We start from the raw sequence: 16,332 nt of genomic DNA, 5'->3' as shown, positions 1-16,332 counted from the left end.
CTGTCCGTGTTCATCGTGCTCGGTGTTCGGTCGTGGAGCCGCACACGCAGCCGCGGTCGGCCGCCTGGCCGGCCGCGGTCGCGGCGCAGTAGCGACGCGCGATCGCGTCGTGCGTGCCGAGGGGGTGCGGACAGCTCGGGCACTGCGTGCCGGAGCGAGGCACTTCCGTCGTTTCGGGTCCCGGCGCCGTCACGGCGTCACCGTCGCCGTCCGGAGGGGTTCGCCGACCGCGTGGAGGTGCTGCAGCACGTACCCGTACGAGCGGGCCCAGCCGCACTCGGCGTAGGAAATGTCGTGCCGGGCGCAGAAGTCCCGGACGATCGTCTGCGCGTGCTTGAGGTTCGGCCGGGGCATGCTCGGGAAGAGGTGGTGCTCGATCTGGTAGTTCAGGCCGCCGAGGGCGAAGTCGGTCACCCGGCCGCCGCGGATGTTGCGCGAGGTCAGCACCTGCTTGCGCAGGAAGTCGAGCTTGTGCCCGGCCGACAGCATCTCCATGCCCTTGTGGTTGGGCGCGAACGAGCAGCCCATGTACAGCCCCCACAGGAACTGGTGCACCAGGATGAAGACGATTCCGGTCAGCGGCGACAGCACGACGAACACCGCGGCCAGGTAGGCCACGAGGTGCCCGATCAGCAGCGCGGACTCCAGCCGGTGCTTGCGGATGTCCCCGCGCCATGCCGCCTTCACGCTCGAGACGTGCAGGTTGAGGCCTTCGAGCAGGAGGAGCGGGAAGAACAGGAAAGCCTGGTACTTCGCCATCCAGCGCAGGAAACCGCGCTTCTGCGAGCTTTGCGCCTTGCTGAATGCGAGCGCGGCGATGTCGACGTCCGGGTCTTCGTCCTCGTGGTTGGGGTTGGCGTGGTGGCGCGCGTGCGTCCCGATCCACCAGCCGTAGCTCAACCCGGTGAGTCCACCGTGGACCAAGCCGGTGGCGTCGTTCGCCCGGCGGCTGCGGAAGATCTGCTTGTGCCCGGCGTCGTGGCCGATGAACGCCAGCTGCGCGAACACCATCGCGAAGAACGCGGCGAGCAGCAGCTGCCACCACGAGTCGCCGAGGTAGGCGAAGGCGACCCAGCCGCCGCCGAACGCGGCGAGGTTGAGCCCGATGCGCACGGCGTAGTAGCGGCGTCGCCGCCGCAGGAGGCCCGCGTCCTTGATGAGCCGGGACAGCTCGGCGAAATCGCTGCCGGGCAGGGCAGGAGTGTCCGGGATTTGCGTGGAAGTCATCGACGCACCGCTCTGGTTAAGTCGTAATGGCTTGTCCAGCAACGGTTTCCAGCCCTGACGGGGTCTGGGTCCGGTTCGGGAAAGGGCACTGGGGCCTGGTCGCGGTGGTACCGCGTCCTACGCACAGCCTCCCACCCGGCGGTCTCGTTGGCAATTCCCCGTTGACCACCGAAGAGGTGTACAGTCAGCCACATCGGGATGACGGTGACCTACCACACACCCGAGGCCGTCCGGCCGGTTCGCCTGGCCGGAGACAGGAGTCGCAACCGGGTTCGTGAACCCGTTCGTCTTGCAGCCGTGCCGGTCGTTCGACCGGCGAGCAGCCGCCCGCAGTTGCCGAAGCGACGCCCGGGGCGCCCAAATTGGTTGCTACGACGAGGTTCGTGTCCGGTGGACGCCTGTCAGCGGGTGGCTCGTCGACGAGCCGGGGTCCGGCATCGCCGCCGCCCCCCGACCCGCCGACGAGCCGCCATTCAGGAAAGCCCCCACGAGGAGAGCAGGCCGGAGAGCTGCTCCCGCTCGCCCGCGGTCAGCAGCCGGCTCGGCGGCCGGACGTCGGGGCGGCACAACCCCAGCTGGCCCAGCGCGTCCTTGACCACGCTGACGTTGTTCGCGTTCCCGTTGGCCGCGCGCAGTTCCTCGAACGGGCGGATCCGCTCCCAGACCGTCATCGCCGCCGGGTAGTCCCCTGTGGACAATGCGCGGAACATCTCCAGCGAGATCGCCGGGTCGACGTTCACCAGCCCGGACGTGAACCCCGTGGCGCCGACGGCGAAGTAGCCCGGTGCCGAGAGCTCCGCCAGTCCCGCGATCCACACGAACCGGCCGAAGCCCGCGTCCCGGGCGACCGAGCCGAACCGCACGGGGTCCGGCACCGCGTACTTCACGCCGATGACGTTCGGCGCTGCCTCGCCGAGCGCGCGCAGCTGGCCGCCGGTGATCGCCGGGTTGCGGACGTACAGCACGACGCCGAGTTCCGGGACCGCGGCGGCGATCGCCGCGTGGTAGTCGACCCAGCCGTCGCCCGAGACGTACGGGTGCACCGGCTGGTGGATCATGATCATGTCCGCGCCGGCGTCCCGCGCGTGCACCGCGGCCCGCGTCGCCGAAGCGACGTCGTGCCCGATCCCCGCCAGCACGCTCGCCCGGCCCGCCGCCGCTTCGACGGTGACCTCCAGGCACTGCCGCGCTTCGGCCGCGTCGAGCGCGTAGAACTCGCCGGTGTTGCCGTTCGGCGTCACCACCTCGATGCTGCCGGTGATCAGCCGGTCCACCAGCTTCGCGTACGTCTGGCCGTCGACGGCGCCCTCGGCGTCGAACGGCGTGACCGGGATGGCCACCACCCCGGACAGCCGCCGCCTCTGCTCCTCGAACGTCATCGGGCCCCCTTCGGATCGCCGGTCTCGGTGGTGCGTTCGCCGGGCAGCTCGAGGGCGACCCGGTCGATGAAATCGGTGATGTGCCTGCGCAGCAGGTGTTCGGTCTGCCGGGCGTTGCCGCTCTCGGCGGCGTTCAGGATCGCCCGGTGTTCGGCCGCTTCGCCCGGCCAGGTGGGGCTGATGCCCCAGCCCGTGACGGTGATCAGCGCCGCCTGGTCGCGCAGCCCGTCCAGGACCTCGACCAGCAGCGGGTTGCCGCACCCGGCGTAGAGCGCGCGGTGGAACAGCCGGTTGGCCAGGCTGGCCTTCGCGCGGTCGGTGGCCGCCGTGCCGGTCACGACGCCGGCCAGCACCTGCCGCGCGGGGCCGAAGTCCGCGCCGCGCTCGACCGCGCGCCGGACGGCTTCGGGCTCGAGCAGCGCGCGCAGGTCGTACACCGCGTACGCGCTCTCGGCGTCCATGACCCGGACCGCGGCCCCCTTGTACGTGCTCATCGTGACCAAACCGGAACCGGCCAGGATCCGCAGGGCTTCGCGCACCGGCGTCTTCGACACCCCGAGCAGGGCGCCGACCTCGGCTTCGACGAGCGTTTCGCCCGGTCCGAACTCGCCGCTCAAGATCGCTTCCTTGATCGCGTCACGCACGAAATCCGTCCGCGAGACGGGCGGCGGCGGCCTCCGGGCCGAAGAAGTGCTCGCCACTGGCATGTCCGATCTGATATACGATGCGACATACAACATTATCACGGACCTAGGGAGCAGCCATGCAGCGTTGCACCGGCTTCCGATTCCGACGGGTGTTGCTGGCGGTGGGCCTCGCCGCCGGTCTGGCGGCCTGCGGCGCGCCCGGCGGTGACGGCGGCGGCCAGGCGGCGGACCCCAAGGCGGTGCCGGACAAGCCGAGCAAGCCCGTCGAGCTGAACATCCTCGACGTCGCGGGCAACCTGCAGCTCACCAAGCAGATGATCGAGAACTTCAAGGCCGCGCACCCCGAAGTCCTCGCGAAGGTCACCTATTCGACCGCGCCGGCGCCGAGCATGGCGGGCAAGCTGAAGGCCGAGCAGGACGGCGGCGTCGCCCAGACCCACCTGGTCCTCAGCGGCACCGACGGCCTCTCCGCCGGCATCGCGAACGGCACCCTGGCGAAGGTGCTGCCGGACTTCTCGAGCCGGTTCCCGAACCTGATGCAGAACTACCTCGAGCCCGCGGCGAAGATGCAGGAGCTGGCCAACGGCTACGGCGTCGAGGTCGTCTACTATCCGTCCGGCCCGCTGCTGGAGTTCAACCCCGGCGCGGTGCCCGCCGCGCCCGCGTCCCCGCAGGAGCTGCTCGACTGGGCGAAGGCGCACCCGGAGAAGTTCCAGTACGCCCAGCCGTCGAACTCCGGCCCGGGCCGGACGTTCCTGATGGGCCTGCCGTACCTGCTCGGCGACAAGGACCCGAAGGACCCGGACAAGGGCTGGGACAAGACCTGGGCGTTCCTGCAGGAGCTCGGCAAGTACGTGAAGTACTACCCGTCGGGCACCACGGAGACGATGAAGAACCTCGCCTCCGGTTCGGTGGACATGATCATGTCGACCACCGGCTGGGACATCAACCCGCGCAAGCTCGGCACCGTGCCGAACACGGTCAAGACCGCGATCATGCAGCCGATGCACTGGGTCACCGACGCCCAGTACGCGCTCATCCCGAAGGGGCTCTCGCCCGACCAGGAGTCGGCGATCCTGCAGCTGGTCGCGTGGATGCTCAAGCCGGACCAGCAGGCGATCGCCTACGACGACGGCTACTTCTACCCCGGCCCGGCAGTCAAGGACGTCACCCTGCAGATGGCGCCGCAGAAGAGCCAGGACACTCTTCGGCAGTTCGGGCGCCCGGAATACGAGCAGTGGATTTCGCAGTACCCCAAGGAAACCTCGCTGCCGGCCGAGCAGCAGGTCAAGGCGTTCGACAAGTGGAACCAGCTGGTCGGCGGCTCGAAGGTCGGCAAGAAGTGACGTTCGGGCAGCTGCGGCTGGACGGCGTCTCGCGCAGCTTCGGCACCGCGAACGCCCTGCGCGGCCTCGACCTCGCCATCGCGCGCGGCGAGTTCGTGGCCCTGCTCGGGCCGTCCGGCTGCGGCAAGTCGACGGCGTTGAACTGCCTGGCGGGCCTGCTGCCGCTGACCGAGGGCAGCATCTGGCTCGACGACGCCCGGATCGACGGGCAGCCGCCGGAGCGGCGCGGGTTCGGGATGGTGTTCCAGAACTACGCGCTGTTCCCGCACCTGTCCGTCCGCGCCAACGTCGGGTTCGGCCTGAAGATGCGCAAGGTCGGCCGCGCCGAGGCCCGGCGCCGGGTGGACGAGGCACTGCGGCTCGTCCAGCTCACCGAGCACGCGGCGAAGTTCCCCGCGCAGCTGTCCGGCGGGCAGCAGCAGCGCGTCGCCATCGCGCGTGCCGTCGTGCTGGAACCGCCGGTGGTGCTGATGGACGAGCCACTGTCCAACCTGGACGCCAAGCTCCGGCTGGAGATGCGGATGGAGATCCGCCGCCTCCACCAGACGCTCGGCCTGACGACGGTGTACGTCACGCACGACCAGGAGGAGGCGCTGTCGCTGGCCGACCGCCTGGTCGTGCTGCGCGAGGGGACCGTCCAGCAGATCGGCACGCCGGAGGAGGTCTACGCGCAGCCGGTGAACAGCTACGTCGCGTCCTTCATGGGGTACCGCAACCTGCTGGACGTGACGGTCACCGGCGCCGCGGGCTCGTCGGTCACCGTCGAGGGCGCGGGCGTCCGCCTGACCGGCCGTGGCTCGCTCGCCGAGGGCCCGGCGAAGGTGGCGATCCGCCCGGAGGACTTCGTCGTGGGCGAGGGCACCGAGAACGCCCTCGACGTCACGGTCGAGATCGTCGAGTACCACGGCCGCGAGCTGTCGGTCTCGGCGCGGCTGGCGACCGGGGTGCCGGTCTACTTCCGGACGGACAAGCGCCTCGCCCCCGGTGACGCGGTCAGGATCGGCGTCCCGGCCGAGCGGGTCCTGGTGTTCGCGCCGTGACCGCCGTGGCCACCGCGCGCCCGGCGCTGCGGCACCGCCTGGCCGAACGCGGCGTCGACCGCACCCTGCTGCTCCTGGTGCCCGGCCTGCTGGTCACCGCGTGCCTGTTCCTGTACCCGTTCCTCTACGGCCTCCAGCTGTCGTTCGCGCCGCGCAAGGGCGGCGTCTTCGCGAACTACGCACGCTTCTTCGGCGACCCGTACCTGCGCGACACGATCTGGACGACGCTGGGCATCGCGCTGCCGGCGACGTTCATCAACGTCCTCGCCAGCATCCCGATCGCGTACGTGATGCGCGGCCGCGTCCGCGGCAAACGTCTGCTGACGACGATCCTGGTCGTGCCGATCACGCTCGGCACGGTGCTCACCGCGCAGGGCCTGATCATGTACGGCGGGCCGGCGGGCTGGCTGAACAAGGTGCTCACCGTCCTCGGGATCACCGACCAGCCGCTGCCGCTGATCCACAACTACACCGGCGTGCTGTTGTCGCTGGTCATCACCGGTTTCCCGTTCTCGTTCCTGCTCACGCTGTCCTACCTGTCGGGCATCGACCCGTCGCTGGAGAAGGCGGCCGCGACGCTCGGCGCGAACGGCGTCCAGCGCTTCCGGCGGATCACGCTGCCCCTGCTGGCGCCCGGCCTGGCGATCACCTTCTGCCTGTCGTTCGTGATGGCGTTCTCGGTCTTCCCGAGCGCGCAGCTCGTCGGCGACCCGGCGAACGAGACCCGCGTCATCTCGATCGCCGCTTACCACGCCGCGTTCGAGGAGTACGACTACTCGATGGGCTCGGCCGTCGCGATGCTGATGGCGGTGATCATGCTGATCGTGATCGGCCTGGTCATGGCGTGGCGCGCCACGCTGTACCGCGGAGCCACCGGAGGCAAGGGATGACCGGTTGGGTCGCGCGTCCCGGACGTTGGGTCGTCTGGGCCGTCGTCGCGTTTTTCTTCGTCAACCTCGTCGGCGTGGTGCTCTCGGTGGTCGTCGACTCGTTCGGCACGCAGTGGTTCGGCAGCTGGCTGCCGGACGGCTTCACCGCCCACTGGTACGCCGACGCCTGGCGCGAGTTCGGTCTGTCCGACGTCCTGCTGACGACGGCGGTCGTCGCGCTGGTGGTGATCGCCGTGTCGGTCGCGGTCGGCGTCCCGGCCGCGTACGCGCTGGCCCGCCGCTCGTTCCCGGGCAAGCGCCTGGTGATGCTGCTGTTCGTGCTGCCGATCCTGATCCCTCCCATCACCTACGGCATCCCGCTGGCCACCGTGCTGTACAAGTTCCACCTGGCCGGCACGGCCACCGGCGTCATCCTGGCCAACCTGGTGCCGTCGGTGCCGTTCGTCGTGCTGACCATGACGCCGTTCATCGAGCAGATCGACCCGAAGATCGAGGCCGCGGCCCGGATGTCCGGCGCGCGGACGGTCTCGGTGTTCACCCGGATCCTCGGTCCGCTGCTGCTGCCGGGCATCCTGGCGGCGTCGATCCTGGTGCTGGTGCGCACGGTCGGCATGTTCGAGCTGACGTTCCTCACCGCCGGCCCGGACTCGACGACGCTGGTGGTGGCGCTGTACAACTCGGTCTTCGCCGCCGGCATCCGCGCCAACCAGTCGGTCGACGCCATGGCGACCATCTACACCGGTTCCATGCTCGTGCTCCTTCTCGTCGCGTTGCGGTTCGTGAACCCGACCCAGCTGGTGACCCGGATCCGGGAGGAAACCTGAGCTCCTGGGATCGACTTTACCGCGAATAGTCGAACATGTGATCGACACGATCGGGCGAACCTGACGCTTGTGCCTCCCCCGAGGGGAGGTGCCACGCTGACCGCATGCGCTACTCGATCGGCGACCTGGCCCGCCGGACCGGGCTGACGACGAAGGCCGTCCGGTTCTACTCCGACCGCGGGCTCGTGCCGCCGTCCGGGCGCAACGCCGCCGGGCACCGGCAGTACGACGACGCCGCGCTCGCCCGGCTCGGTCTCGTCCGCACCCTCCGCGAGCTGGGCCTCGGCCTGGCCGCGATCCGCCGGATCGTCGACGGCGAAGCGACCGTCGCCGACGTCGCGGCGAAGCACGCCGAGGCCCTGGAAGCGGAAATCCGCGTGCTGCGGCTGCGGCACGCGGTGCTGACGGCCGTCGCCGGCCGCGGCTCGACCCCCGAGGAGACGAGACTCGTGCACGAGCTGGCCCGCCTGTCCGCCGCCGAGCGGCGCCGCCTGATCGACGGCTTCCTCGCCGAAGCCCTCGGCGACCGCCCCGAACTCGCCGGGGTCGCCCGCACGCTGACCCCGGAACTGCCCGAGGACCCGAGCCCCGGCCAGCTCGACGCCTGGATCGAGCTGGCCGAGCTGACCCGGGACACGCAGTTCCGCGCGGTCCTCCGCCGCCTCGTGGACCAGCACGAAGGCGGGCTGCGCCGCGGCCTGGCCGCCGAGGTGCGCGACGCCGTCAGCCCGGCGCTGGCGGCGGGCGTCGACCCGGGCTCGCCGGAAGCCGCGTCGATCGTCGACGGCCTCGGGCGTGCCCGCGGGGAGCTGCGGACCTGGCTCGGCGACGTCCACGACCCCCGCCGTGAGCGGTACCTGGAGCTGCTCGCGGTGATCAACGGCTGGGCGGCGCCGGAGAGCCTGGCCCCCGTGCTCGACTGGCTGACCGCGGCTACGGCCGCCTGACCGCCGCGCGGATCCGCTCGAGCGCGTCGTCCGCGGGCTCGGCGTCGAGCCGGCTCCCGTCCCGCAGCCGCAAGGAAAGCTGCCCGGTGCCGGCTTCCCGCGGGCCGATGACGGCTTGGTACGGCACCAGCCGCCCGTCGCGGATCCGCGCGCCCAGGCTGCCCTCCGACGCGATCTCGGCCCGCAGCTCGCCGCACCGGTCCAGGACTTCGCGCGCGTAGGGCACTTCCGCGGCGGACAGCGGCAGCAGCCGGAGCTGCACGGGCGCCAGCCACGCCGGGAACGCGCCGCCGTGGACCTCGATCAGCTGCGCCACCGCGCGTTCGACGCTGCCGATGATGCTCCGGTGCAGCATGACCGGCCGGTGCTTCGCGCCGTCCGCGCCGACGTACTCGAGGCCGAACTGCGCGGGCTGGTGGAAGTCGACCTGGACGGTCGACAGGGTCGATTCGCGGCCCGCGCCGTCGGCGATCTGGATGTCGATCTTCGGCCCGTAGAACGCCGCTTCGCCCTCGACGGCGTCGTAGGCCAGCCCGCTGCGGTCGAGCACCGACCGCAGGATGCCGACGGCCCGGTCCCAGTCGCCGTCGACGTACTTCCCGCCGTCCCCGGGCAGGGACAGGCGGTAGCCCGCCGGGCTGATGCCGAGCGCGTCGTACGCCCGCCGGATCAGCGCCAACGCCGCTTCGGCCTCGGCCTCGACCTGGTCGAGGGTGCAGAAGACGTGCGCGTCGTTGAGCTGGATCGCCCGCACCCGGGTCAGGCCGCCGAGCACGCCGGAGAGCTCGGCCCGGTACATCCCGCCGATCTCGGCCATCCGCAGCGGCAGCTCGCGGTAGCTGCGGCCGGCCGAGCGGTAGATCAGCGCGTGGTGCGGGCACAGGCTCGGCCGCAGCACGAGCTGCTCGCCCCCGACGTCCATGGGCGGGTACATGTCGTCGCGGTAGAGCGACCAGTGCCCGGAGATCTCGTACAGCTCGCGTTTGGCCAGCACCGGCGAATGGACGTGCCGGTAGCCCGCCCGCCGTTCGAGGTCGCGGACGTACTCCTCCAGGCTGTGGCGGACGATCGCGCCGTCGGGCAGCCAGTAGGGCAGGCCGGCGCCGATCAGCGGGTCGGTGCCGAACAGGCCGAGTTCGCGGCCGAGCTTGCGGTGGTCGTGCATGGTGGACTCCCTGGTGGACGGCGGGGCGGGAGACCACAAGACGAAGCCCGGGGCACCCGCCCCGGGCCGGAAACGTCGTTCAGCGCGCCGGGACACTCTCCGGCGTCGTCGTGACAGCAGCGCGCTTCATAAGATCGACGGTAGCAGCGGCCGCCAGTCCTTTTCAGGACGCCAGGAACAGCTCAAGCTGCTCGACGACGAAGGCGTGGTCCTCGGCCTGCGGCAGCCCCGAGACCCCGACCGTGCCGACCGGCCCGACCCCGCGCACCAGCACCGGGAAGACGCCGCCGTGCGCCGCGTAGTCCCCGAGGTCGAGGCGGGAATGCTGTTCGAACGAGCCGCCGTTCGCGCGGAACTGCGTCCCGACCAGGAAGGAGCTGTGCCCGTAGCGGTCGACGACCCGGCTCTTGCGGTCGATCCAGCCGTCGTTGTCGGCCGACGTCCCGGGCAGCGCGGCGTGGAAGAGCCGCTGGCCGTTGCGCCGGATCGAGATGGTGACCGCCAGGCCGCGGTCCGCCGCGGCGTCCAGCATCTGCCGGCCGAGGGCGAGCGCGGTCTCGTTGTCGAACTTCGCGAACTGGAGGCGTTCCTCCTGCTCGAAGAGCTGGGCGAGGCGTTCGGCTTCGGTCATGGGGCTATTAAATCAACACTGTTGTTTAATTGCCAGGGGTGAACTCGGTCAGGGACAGCACGTTGCCGTCCGGATCGCGGAACCACGCGATGCGGCCGCCCGGCGTGGTCCAGATTTTGTCGGTGTCCTGTGGCAGCGTGTCGTAGGTGAGGAACTCCACGCCCCGGCCGCGCAGCTCGGCGACCGCCGTCCGGATGTCGGCGACCGCCCAGCCGAGCACCGTGAACGGCTGCGGCGTGAACTCGGTGACGGCGGTGACGCGCAGCATCGTGGCGCCGCTGCGGAAAACGCACGCGAAGGGGGTTTGCTCGATGAACTCGAGCCCGGCGACATCCGTGTAGAAGGCGCGCGAGCGCTCGAGGTCGGTCGACGGTGCGAAGGCGACCAAATCCGCTGAGTTGAGCATGGGCTTCACCTCTCTCGGCGAACTTACCCCTCGGCCGGGCGCCGACCTGGGGACGAGGAGGTGGGCATGGGCCGGATCCGGCGCCGGACGGTGCTCGGCGGTGCGGCCGCGGTCACCGTCGCCGGCGCGCTGCCCGCCGGCTGTGCCCCGGTGCCGCGGAAGGGCACCATCGAGGACGTCCGCCACGTCGTCGTGCTGATGCAGGAGAACCGGTCGTTCGACCACTACTACGGCACGATGGCCGGTGTGCGCGGCTTCGGCGACCGCGCGGCCCTGCGCGACGTCTTCCGCCAGCGCGGCGACCGGGGCGGCCCGGTGCTGCCGTTCCGGATCGACACGTCCGTTGTGGACGGCCAGGACCTCGGCGAGCTGCCGCACGACTGGAACAGCACCCACCGCGCGTGGAACGGCGGCGCGTACGACCGCTGGATCGCGGCGAAGAGCCCGATGACGATGGGCTACTTCACCCGCGAAGACATCCCGTTCCAGCACGCCCTGGCGAGCGCGTTCACCCTGTGTGACCACTACTTCTGCTCGATTCAGGGCCCGACGCACCCCAACCGGCTCTACCACTGGACGGGCACGATCGACCCGGACGGCGTCGCCGGCGGCCCGGCGACGCACAACGCGCCGGACTACGAGCCGTCGTTCCGCTGGACGACGTACCCCGAACGGCTCGAGGCCGCGGGCGTCTCCTGGCGGATCTACGCGAACGACGAGGAGCGCGGCGTCCCCGAGCACTTCGTCGGCGACTACGGCGACAACCCGCTCTGGCTGTTCCAGAACTTCCACGACGCGCTGCACTCGATGGATCCGGTGAAGCGCCGGCTGGCCGAGCGGGCCAACCTGCGCCAGAAGCTGTGGCCGGATTCGGGGCAGGGCAAGGACCTCGACCACGTGCTGGCGGAGTTCCTCGCCGACTGCGCGGCCGGGACGCTGCCCGCGGTGTCCTGGGTCGTGGCCCCGTACGGCTACTGCGAGCACCCGGCCGCGCGGCCGGTCGACGGCGCCGCCTACGTCCACCGCATGCTGAAAGCGTTGTGGGACAACCCGGAACTGTGGGAATCGACCGTCGTGTTCCTCAACTACGACGAAAACGACGGCTTCTTCGACCACGTCGTCCCGCCGACGCCGCCGCCCGGCACCCCGGGCGAGTACCTGCCGGGCCACCGGCCGGAAAAGGGCACGCCGTCCGGGCCGCCGGTCCCGATCGGGCTGGGCCCGCGGGTGCCGATGACCGTCGTTTCGCCGTGGAGCCGCGGCGGCTGGGTCAACTCCCAGGTCTTCGACCACACGTCGGTGCTGCGCTTCCTGGAGACCTGGACCGGCGTGCGCGAGCCGAACATCTCGGCGTGGCGCCGGGCCATCTGCGGCGACCTGACCAGCTGTTTCGACTTCCGCGCCCCCGACACGACGATCCCGCTGCTGCCGGACGCCGACGCGTTGCGCGCCGAAGCCGACCGGACGCAGTCCCGGCTGCCGAAGCCGGGGCTGGGGCCGGGCGCGCTGGTGCAGGACCCCGGCACGGCGAAGGCGCGCCCGCTGCCGTACCAGCCGGTCGCCTGGGCCGCGGCCGAGCCGGGAGTCCTGCGGCTGCACCTGGCCAACCACGGGACGCAGGCGCTGCAGCTGGCCGCGTACGCCTACCACGACGGCGGGACGTCACAGCGCTTCGACGTCGGGCCCGGCGGCTCGGTGACCGGCGAAGTCCCGCACGGCGGGAGCTACGACGTCGCCGTCCACGGCCCGAACGGCTTCGTCGTCGAAGCCGCCGGCGGCCTGGACCTCGACGCGTCCGTCACCTTCGCCGACACGCCCGCGCTGCTGGTCACGGTGACCAACCGCGGGCCGGCGCCGGTCACGCTGAACGACGTCACGATCGCTCCGGCCGGCTCGCACGACTTCCCGGTGCCGGCGAAGAACGGCTGGTACGACGTCACCTTCGAGGTGCCCGGGTGGCGTCGCCGCTTCGCCGGTCACCTCGAGGACGGCAACCCGTCGCGGACCGGGCCCTGACCCAGGGCGTCGAGCGCGAAGGCGGCGAGCATCGCGACGCCGTTCGGCATCGCGTCCTCGTCGAAGACCACGCGGTTGGAGTGGTTGGCCGCCGCTTCGGCCGGGTCGACGCCGGCCGGGCAGCCGCCGAGGAACGCGTAGGCGCCGGGAACACGTTGCAGGACGTAGGAAAAGTCCTCGGCGCCCATCAGCGGGTCGGCGAGCAGCTCGACGTTGTCCGGGCCGAGCACGGCCGCGCCGAGCCGCAGCACTTCGGCGGCGACGCGGTCGTCGTTGACGGTCACCGGGTAGCCGGGTTCGACGTCGGCGACCACGCGACAGCCGTAGGCCGCGCCGACCTGCTCGCACACCTTGGGCAGCTCGGTGCGGACCAGCGCGCGCGTCTGCTCGGACAGCGTGCGGATCGTGCCCTCGAGCTCGGCGGTCTCCGGGATGATGTTGGACGTCGTGCCGGCCTGGATCCGGGTCACCGAGAGCACCGCGGGGTCGAACACGCTGACCCGGCGCGTGATCATCGTGTGCAGCGCCCCGACCATCGCCGCGGCGGCCGGCACCGGGTCGATCGTGTGCTGCGGTGCGGAGCCGTGGCCGCCCTTGCCGGTGACGCGCACGGTGAACGAGTCGGCCGACGCCATCAGCGGGCCCGGCCGCAGCTGGAGCAGCCCGCTGCGCGCGTTGGCGAGGATGTGCAGGCCGAACGCGCGTTCGACGCGTGTCCCGGCGGCGTCGAGCACGCCCTCGTGGATCATGAACCGGGCGCCGTGGTGACCCTCCTCACCCGGCTGGAACATGAACACGACCGACCCGGCCAGCCGGTCCCGGCGCTCGGCGAGCAGCCGGGCGGCCGAGGCCAGCATCGCGACGTGCGTGTCGTGTCCGCACGCGTGCATCGACTCGGGGTCCTCGGACGCGAAGTCGAGGCCGGTCTCTTCGGTGAGTGGCAGCGCGTCCATGTCGCCGCGCAGCAGCACCGCCGGGCCGGGCCGCGCACCGCGCAGGACGGCCGTCAGCGACGTCGTGGCCTTGCCCTCGGTGATCTCCAGCGGCAGGCCGTCGAGGGCGTCCCGGATCGCGGCCTGCGTGTGCGGCAGGTGGAGACCCTGTTCCGGCCTGCGGTGCACGGCGCGCCGCAGCGCGACCGTGCGGTCTTGCAGCGCCCGCGCGTCGTCGAGCAGGCCGGCGAACGGGGTGCCGGGCAGGGTGGGCAGGTCAGCAGGTCCGGTCATGCTCCCGATAGTGGCGCATGCGGCGCTTCGGGCGCACCGTGCGTGCGCCGGATCTCGCGGCGGAATACGGTGTGCGCATGGCGGTGGATGAGCCGGTCACGGGCTTCGCGGTGGCTGTGGTCCGAGAAGACGGTCGGTGGCGGTGCAGTGCGCTCGACCCGGGGGCGCTGACCGAGCTGGACGCGGCGATCACTGAACTGGGCAAACTACGTTCCACCGGCGCGAGCTTCGGGCTCCTGGCGGTCGACGACGAGTTCTTCGTCATCGTCCGGCCCAGTCCGAGGGGGCCGTCGTTGCTGCTCTCGGACGCGGCGGCGGCGCTGGACTACGACATCGCGGCGGACGTCCTCGACGTCCTGCGCGTCGACCCCCCGGACGAGGAGGACGACTCGGTCTGGCCCGAGGGCGACCTGGAGATCCTGGCGGATCTCGGGCTGCCGGGACCGGAGCTGGAGGTCATCGTCGGCGAGGTCGACCTGTACCCGGACGAGCAGCTGCAGATGGTGGCGCAGCGCTGCGGGTTCGGCACCGAGTTCGCCAAGCTCCTGGACGAGCTCTGAGACGCCCGTCCGACACCGAAGCCGTGGAGGCGGCGCTGGAGGCAGCGCGCGCCCCGGGCGCGGACGTCCCGATCGGAGCGGTGGTGTTCGCCCCGGACGGAACCCCCCTGGCGGCGGCCCGCAACGCCCGCATCGAGCTGGGCGACCCGACGGCCCACGCGGAGATCCTCGCGTTGCGAGCGGCGGCGAAGGTGGTCGACGACGGCTGGCGCCTGGAGGGCTGCACGCTGGCGGTGACGCTGGAGCCGTGCACGATGTGCGCGGGCGCGCTGGTCCTGGCGCGCATATCGAGGCTGGTGTTCGGAGCGTGGGAGCCGAAGACGGGCGCGGTGGGGTCGTTGTGGGACGTGGTCCGCGACCGGCGGTTGAACCACCGCCCGGAGGTCCACGGAGGCGTGCTGTCACAGGAGTGCGCGGCGGTTCTGGAGACGTACTTCGCTCGGTGCCGCTGAGTTCTGGGTACTCCAGGGGCATGACGATGAAGCACAGGATCCAGCAGGCAGTGGGCACGGCACGCGAGAAGGCCGGCTCGGCGACGGGCAACCGCCGTCTGGAGGCATCCGGCCGCGCCCAGAGGCGAGGAGCACAGCTGCGTTCCGCGGTCGTCGACGTCCGGCACCGAGCGGGTCGCGCGGTGCGGGAGGCGCAGGTCAGGCTGCGCGGGAGCCGGGCAGCGGACCCCAGGTGAGGGGTAGGACGGGCCTCCGGTATTGTTCTCGGCGGTGGCGTGTCCGAGCGGCCGAAGGAGCACGACTCGAAATCGTGTGACGGCTAATCCCCGTCCGTGGGTTCAAATCCCACCGCCACCGCTCTACCGGACCCCCGGTCAGCCCAGCTGGCCGAGGGTCCGGTGCTTTTCGAGCGTCAATCCGCTTCGACGATGATCGTCATGAATATTCCTTGGTAGTACCGGTCCGGGAAGAACTCGTACCCCTCTTCGTCCACCATCTTCCAGTGGATCTCCGCGGTGCCGGGCAGGATGTGCGCCTTCAACGGCACCGAGATGTCGACCGTCTCACCCGGCATCGTGTCGGCGATCCGCACCTGGACCGGTGAGCTCGGGATACCCAGGCCGCCCGGTGCTCCGAGCCGTCGCAGGTACCGGCCCACCCAGGGGACCGTGCCGCTGTTCCGCAGGCGCCAGGTTTTCTCGAACCGCTGTCCGGGCGCCATGATGGTTCCGTCCGGGATCGTGACGTCGGTGACGAACGCCGCCTGGTCGCCGGCGAGCGGGTAGCGCGGCCGGTCGCCACGCCGGAACGCCGGCTGGCGCCCCGGTGCGGCCACCACTTCGACGTAAGTCGACCAGAGCTGGCCGTCCCCGGCGTAGGCCTGCTCGTAGAACGCGATCAGTTCCCAGCTCGGCGCGTCCCGGCCACGCTCGACGTTGCTGAGGTGGCCCTTGCTGACGCCGGCGGCCACCGCCGCGGCGGTCAGCGTGGCCCCGTTGGCCGTTCTCAGGTGTCGCATGGTTTCCCCCAGCGTCTCGAGGGCGCTCCCGCGGCTCATGAGAACCACCCTGGTTTGGCGTTCGCCAAACTGCAAGGGGCGCTCGTACGGTGACACCCCGCTCTCCCCAACCTGAACCGGGAGCCACTGATGGCGCAGTCGTCACCGACGAATTCGGAACTCGTGGACGCACACAAGCTGGTGATCCGGGTGAACGAACGGCGGAAGCAAGGGAAGCTGATACAGCGGGAGGAGCTGGATCAAGCGGCCCGGCAGATGGTTTTGCAGCTGCCGAAGTTCTCCTACGAGCCCGCCGAGCTGTACCAGCGAGGGATGACACCGGCTGAGCGGTTGAAGAAAATCGGGCTTGCCACGAATGTGCGCCCTATCGAAAAATGCGCTCACAAAACCGGAATGCTGTCGAGCAAGGACAGCCTTATCGTACAAGTTGTCGGCACGTGGCTGAAGGACCCGAATTTCGCGGCAGTTGTGCTCGACCGAAGGTACCTGTGGTGCGGTGCCGCCTACCGGGACAACTGCTACGTCCTGCTCGTGGCCGGGTAGCACGCGCTTGACTTG

Annotated in this window: 18 protein-coding genes and 1 tRNA gene; 10 read left to right on the top strand and 9 right to left on the bottom strand. The window is 70.9% G+C overall.

What is annotated here, in order from left to right; translation table 11 throughout:
• Positions 1–10: 10 nt before the first annotated feature.
• The 4 genes from AB0M93_RS38775 to AB0M93_RS38760 form a co-directional block, all read right to left on the bottom strand.
• Entirely contained in the window at positions 11–193 is a 183-nt protein-coding gene (locus AB0M93_RS38775) for an RGCVC family protein (protein WP_364283816.1), read from the bottom strand.
• Entirely contained in the window at positions 190–1,227 is a 1,038-nt protein-coding gene (locus AB0M93_RS38770) for an acyl-CoA desaturase (protein ID WP_364283813.1), read from the bottom strand. Before AB0M93_RS38770 ends, AB0M93_RS38775 begins: the two co-directional genes overlap by 4 nt.
• Before the next feature lie 473 nt (positions 1,228–1,700).
• Positions 1,701–2,606, bottom strand: a complete 906-nt coding sequence (locus AB0M93_RS38765; RefSeq protein ID WP_364283810.1) for a dihydrodipicolinate synthase family protein — start codon at positions 2,604–2,606, stop codon at positions 1,701–1,703.
• Complete coding sequence (locus tag AB0M93_RS38760; RefSeq protein ID WP_364283959.1) at positions 2,603–3,307, bottom strand: GntR family transcriptional regulator; 705 nt, start codon at positions 3,305–3,307, stop codon at positions 2,603–2,605. The genes AB0M93_RS38765 and AB0M93_RS38760 overlap by 4 nt, the downstream gene beginning before the upstream one ends.
• 62 nt (positions 3,308–3,369) lie before the next feature.
• Between AB0M93_RS38760 and AB0M93_RS38755 the strand changes: the two genes are divergently transcribed.
• From AB0M93_RS38755 to AB0M93_RS38735, 5 genes are all read left to right on the top strand, one after another.
• Positions 3,370–4,599 carry an extracellular solute-binding protein gene (locus tag AB0M93_RS38755; RefSeq protein WP_364283807.1) on the top strand — a complete coding sequence of 410 codons (1,230 nt, stop codon included), beginning with the start codon at positions 3,370–3,372 and terminating at the stop codon, positions 4,597–4,599.
• Positions 4,596–5,639, top strand: coding sequence for an ABC transporter ATP-binding protein (locus AB0M93_RS38750; protein ID WP_364283804.1), 1,044 nt, complete (start codon positions 4,596–4,598; stop codon positions 5,637–5,639). The genes AB0M93_RS38755 and AB0M93_RS38750 overlap by 4 nt, the downstream gene beginning before the upstream one ends.
• On the top strand, positions 5,636–6,529 hold the full coding sequence (locus AB0M93_RS38745; protein WP_364283801.1) for a sugar ABC transporter permease: 894 nt from the start codon (positions 5,636–5,638) through the stop codon (positions 6,527–6,529). The genes AB0M93_RS38750 and AB0M93_RS38745 overlap by 4 nt, the downstream gene beginning before the upstream one ends.
• Positions 6,526–7,353: an ABC transporter permease subunit gene (locus tag AB0M93_RS38740; protein ID WP_364283798.1), complete on the top strand. Its 828-nt coding sequence runs from the start codon at positions 6,526–6,528 to the stop codon at positions 7,351–7,353. Before AB0M93_RS38745 ends, AB0M93_RS38740 begins: the two co-directional genes overlap by 4 nt.
• Positions 7,354–7,457: 104 nt before the next feature.
• Entirely contained in the window at positions 7,458–8,300 is an 843-nt protein-coding gene (locus AB0M93_RS38735) for a MerR family transcriptional regulator (RefSeq protein WP_364283795.1), read from the top strand.
• On the opposite strand, the gene thrS is transcribed toward AB0M93_RS38735, so the two are convergent.
• The 3 genes from thrS to AB0M93_RS38720 form a co-directional block, all read right to left on the bottom strand.
• Positions 8,287–9,504, bottom strand: a complete 1,218-nt coding sequence (thrS, locus tag AB0M93_RS38730; protein WP_364283792.1) for a threonine--tRNA ligase — start codon at positions 9,502–9,504, stop codon at positions 8,287–8,289. The two genes, AB0M93_RS38735 and thrS, sit on opposite strands and share 14 nt — an antisense overlap.
• Positions 9,505–9,628: 124 nt before the next feature.
• A complete protein-coding gene (locus AB0M93_RS38725) occupies positions 9,629–10,096 on the bottom strand; it encodes a heme-degrading domain-containing protein (RefSeq protein WP_364283789.1) in 468 nt (155 codons plus the stop codon).
• Positions 10,097–10,121: 25 nt separating this feature from the next.
• Positions 10,122–10,502: a VOC family protein gene (locus tag AB0M93_RS38720; RefSeq protein ID WP_364283786.1), complete on the bottom strand. Its 381-nt coding sequence runs from the start codon at positions 10,500–10,502 to the stop codon at positions 10,122–10,124.
• A 66-nt stretch (positions 10,503–10,568) separates the two neighbouring features.
• On the opposite strand from AB0M93_RS38720, the gene AB0M93_RS38715 reads away from it, so the two are divergent.
• Positions 10,569–12,518 (top strand): phosphocholine-specific phospholipase C, encoded by a 1,950-nt coding sequence (locus AB0M93_RS38715; RefSeq protein WP_364283783.1) that lies wholly within the window; start codon positions 10,569–10,571, stop codon positions 12,516–12,518.
• On the opposite strand, the gene AB0M93_RS38710 is transcribed toward AB0M93_RS38715, so the two are convergent.
• Positions 12,479–13,744 (bottom strand): M20 family metallopeptidase, encoded by a 1,266-nt coding sequence (locus AB0M93_RS38710; RefSeq protein ID WP_364283780.1) that lies wholly within the window; start codon positions 13,742–13,744, stop codon positions 12,479–12,481. The two genes, AB0M93_RS38715 and AB0M93_RS38710, sit on opposite strands and share 40 nt — an antisense overlap.
• A gap of 77 nt (positions 13,745–13,821) precedes the next feature.
• On the opposite strand from AB0M93_RS38710, the gene AB0M93_RS38705 reads away from it, so the two are divergent.
• The 3 genes from AB0M93_RS38705 (at position 13,822) to AB0M93_RS38695 (ending at position 15,113) form a co-directional block, all read left to right on the top strand.
• Positions 13,822–14,304: a tRNA adenosine deaminase-associated protein gene (locus AB0M93_RS38705; protein WP_329054049.1), complete on the top strand. Its 483-nt coding sequence runs from the start codon at positions 13,822–13,824 to the stop codon at positions 14,302–14,304.
• Positions 14,305–14,327: 23 nt separating this feature from the next.
• Positions 14,328–14,756, top strand: a complete 429-nt coding sequence (locus AB0M93_RS38700; protein ID WP_364283777.1) for a nucleoside deaminase — start codon at positions 14,328–14,330, stop codon at positions 14,754–14,756.
• 269 nt (positions 14,757–15,025) lie between these two features.
• Positions 15,026–15,113: transfer RNA gene (locus AB0M93_RS38695), tRNA-Ser, on the top strand.
• 55 nt (positions 15,114–15,168) lie between these two features.
• On the opposite strand, the gene AB0M93_RS38690 is transcribed toward AB0M93_RS38695, so the two are convergent.
• On the bottom strand, positions 15,169–15,813 hold the full coding sequence (locus tag AB0M93_RS38690; RefSeq protein WP_364283775.1) for an NBR1-Ig-like domain-containing protein: 645 nt from the start codon (positions 15,811–15,813) through the stop codon (positions 15,169–15,171).
• A gap of 90 nt (positions 15,814–15,903) precedes the next feature.
• Between AB0M93_RS38690 and AB0M93_RS38685 the strand changes: the two genes are divergently transcribed.
• Complete coding sequence (locus AB0M93_RS38685) at positions 15,904–16,317, top strand: hypothetical protein (protein WP_364283773.1); 414 nt, start codon at positions 15,904–15,906, stop codon at positions 16,315–16,317.
• Positions 16,318–16,332 lie beyond the last annotated feature (15 nt).

The organism is Amycolatopsis sp. NPDC051102 (genome assembly GCF_040682815.1).
Classification (GTDB): domain Bacteria; phylum Actinomycetota; class Actinomycetes; order Mycobacteriales; family Pseudonocardiaceae; genus Amycolatopsis.
The sequence above is the reverse complement of the archived record's forward strand: the minus strand, read 5'-3'. Positions and strand labels throughout refer to the sequence as shown.

Bases quoted from the DNA above. Each gene is read 5' to 3' on its own strand.
- AB0M93_RS38690 (WP_364283775.1), bottom strand. From the start codon at position 15,813: ATGAGCCGCGGGAGCGCCCTCGAGACGCTGGGGGAAACCATGCGACAC.
- AB0M93_RS38705 (WP_329054049.1), top strand. From the start codon at position 13,822: ATGGCGGTGGATGAGCCGGTCACGGGCTTCGCGGTGGCTGTGGTCCGA.
- AB0M93_RS38720 (WP_364283786.1), bottom strand. From the start codon at position 10,502: ATGCTCAACTCAGCGGATTTGGTCGCCTTCGCACCGTCGACCGACCTC.
- AB0M93_RS38770 (WP_364283813.1), bottom strand. From the start codon at position 1,227: ATGACTTCCACGCAAATCCCGGACACTCCTGCCCTGCCCGGCAGCGAT.
- AB0M93_RS38685 (WP_364283773.1), top strand. From the start codon at position 15,904: ATGGCGCAGTCGTCACCGACGAATTCGGAACTCGTGGACGCACACAAG.
- AB0M93_RS38765 (WP_364283810.1), bottom strand. From the start codon at position 2,606: ATGACGTTCGAGGAGCAGAGGCGGCGGCTGTCCGGGGTGGTGGCCATC.
- AB0M93_RS38740 (WP_364283798.1), top strand. From the start codon at position 6,526: ATGACCGGTTGGGTCGCGCGTCCCGGACGTTGGGTCGTCTGGGCCGTC.
- AB0M93_RS38725 (WP_364283789.1), bottom strand. From the start codon at position 10,096: ATGACCGAAGCCGAACGCCTCGCCCAGCTCTTCGAGCAGGAGGAACGC.
- AB0M93_RS38735 (WP_364283795.1), top strand. From the start codon at position 7,458: ATGCGCTACTCGATCGGCGACCTGGCCCGCCGGACCGGGCTGACGACG.
- AB0M93_RS38710 (WP_364283780.1), bottom strand. From the start codon at position 13,744: ATGACCGGACCTGCTGACCTGCCCACCCTGCCCGGCACCCCGTTCGCC.
- AB0M93_RS38755 (WP_364283807.1), top strand. From the start codon at position 3,370: ATGCAGCGTTGCACCGGCTTCCGATTCCGACGGGTGTTGCTGGCGGTG.
- AB0M93_RS38715 (WP_364283783.1), top strand. From the start codon at position 10,569: ATGGGCCGGATCCGGCGCCGGACGGTGCTCGGCGGTGCGGCCGCGGTC.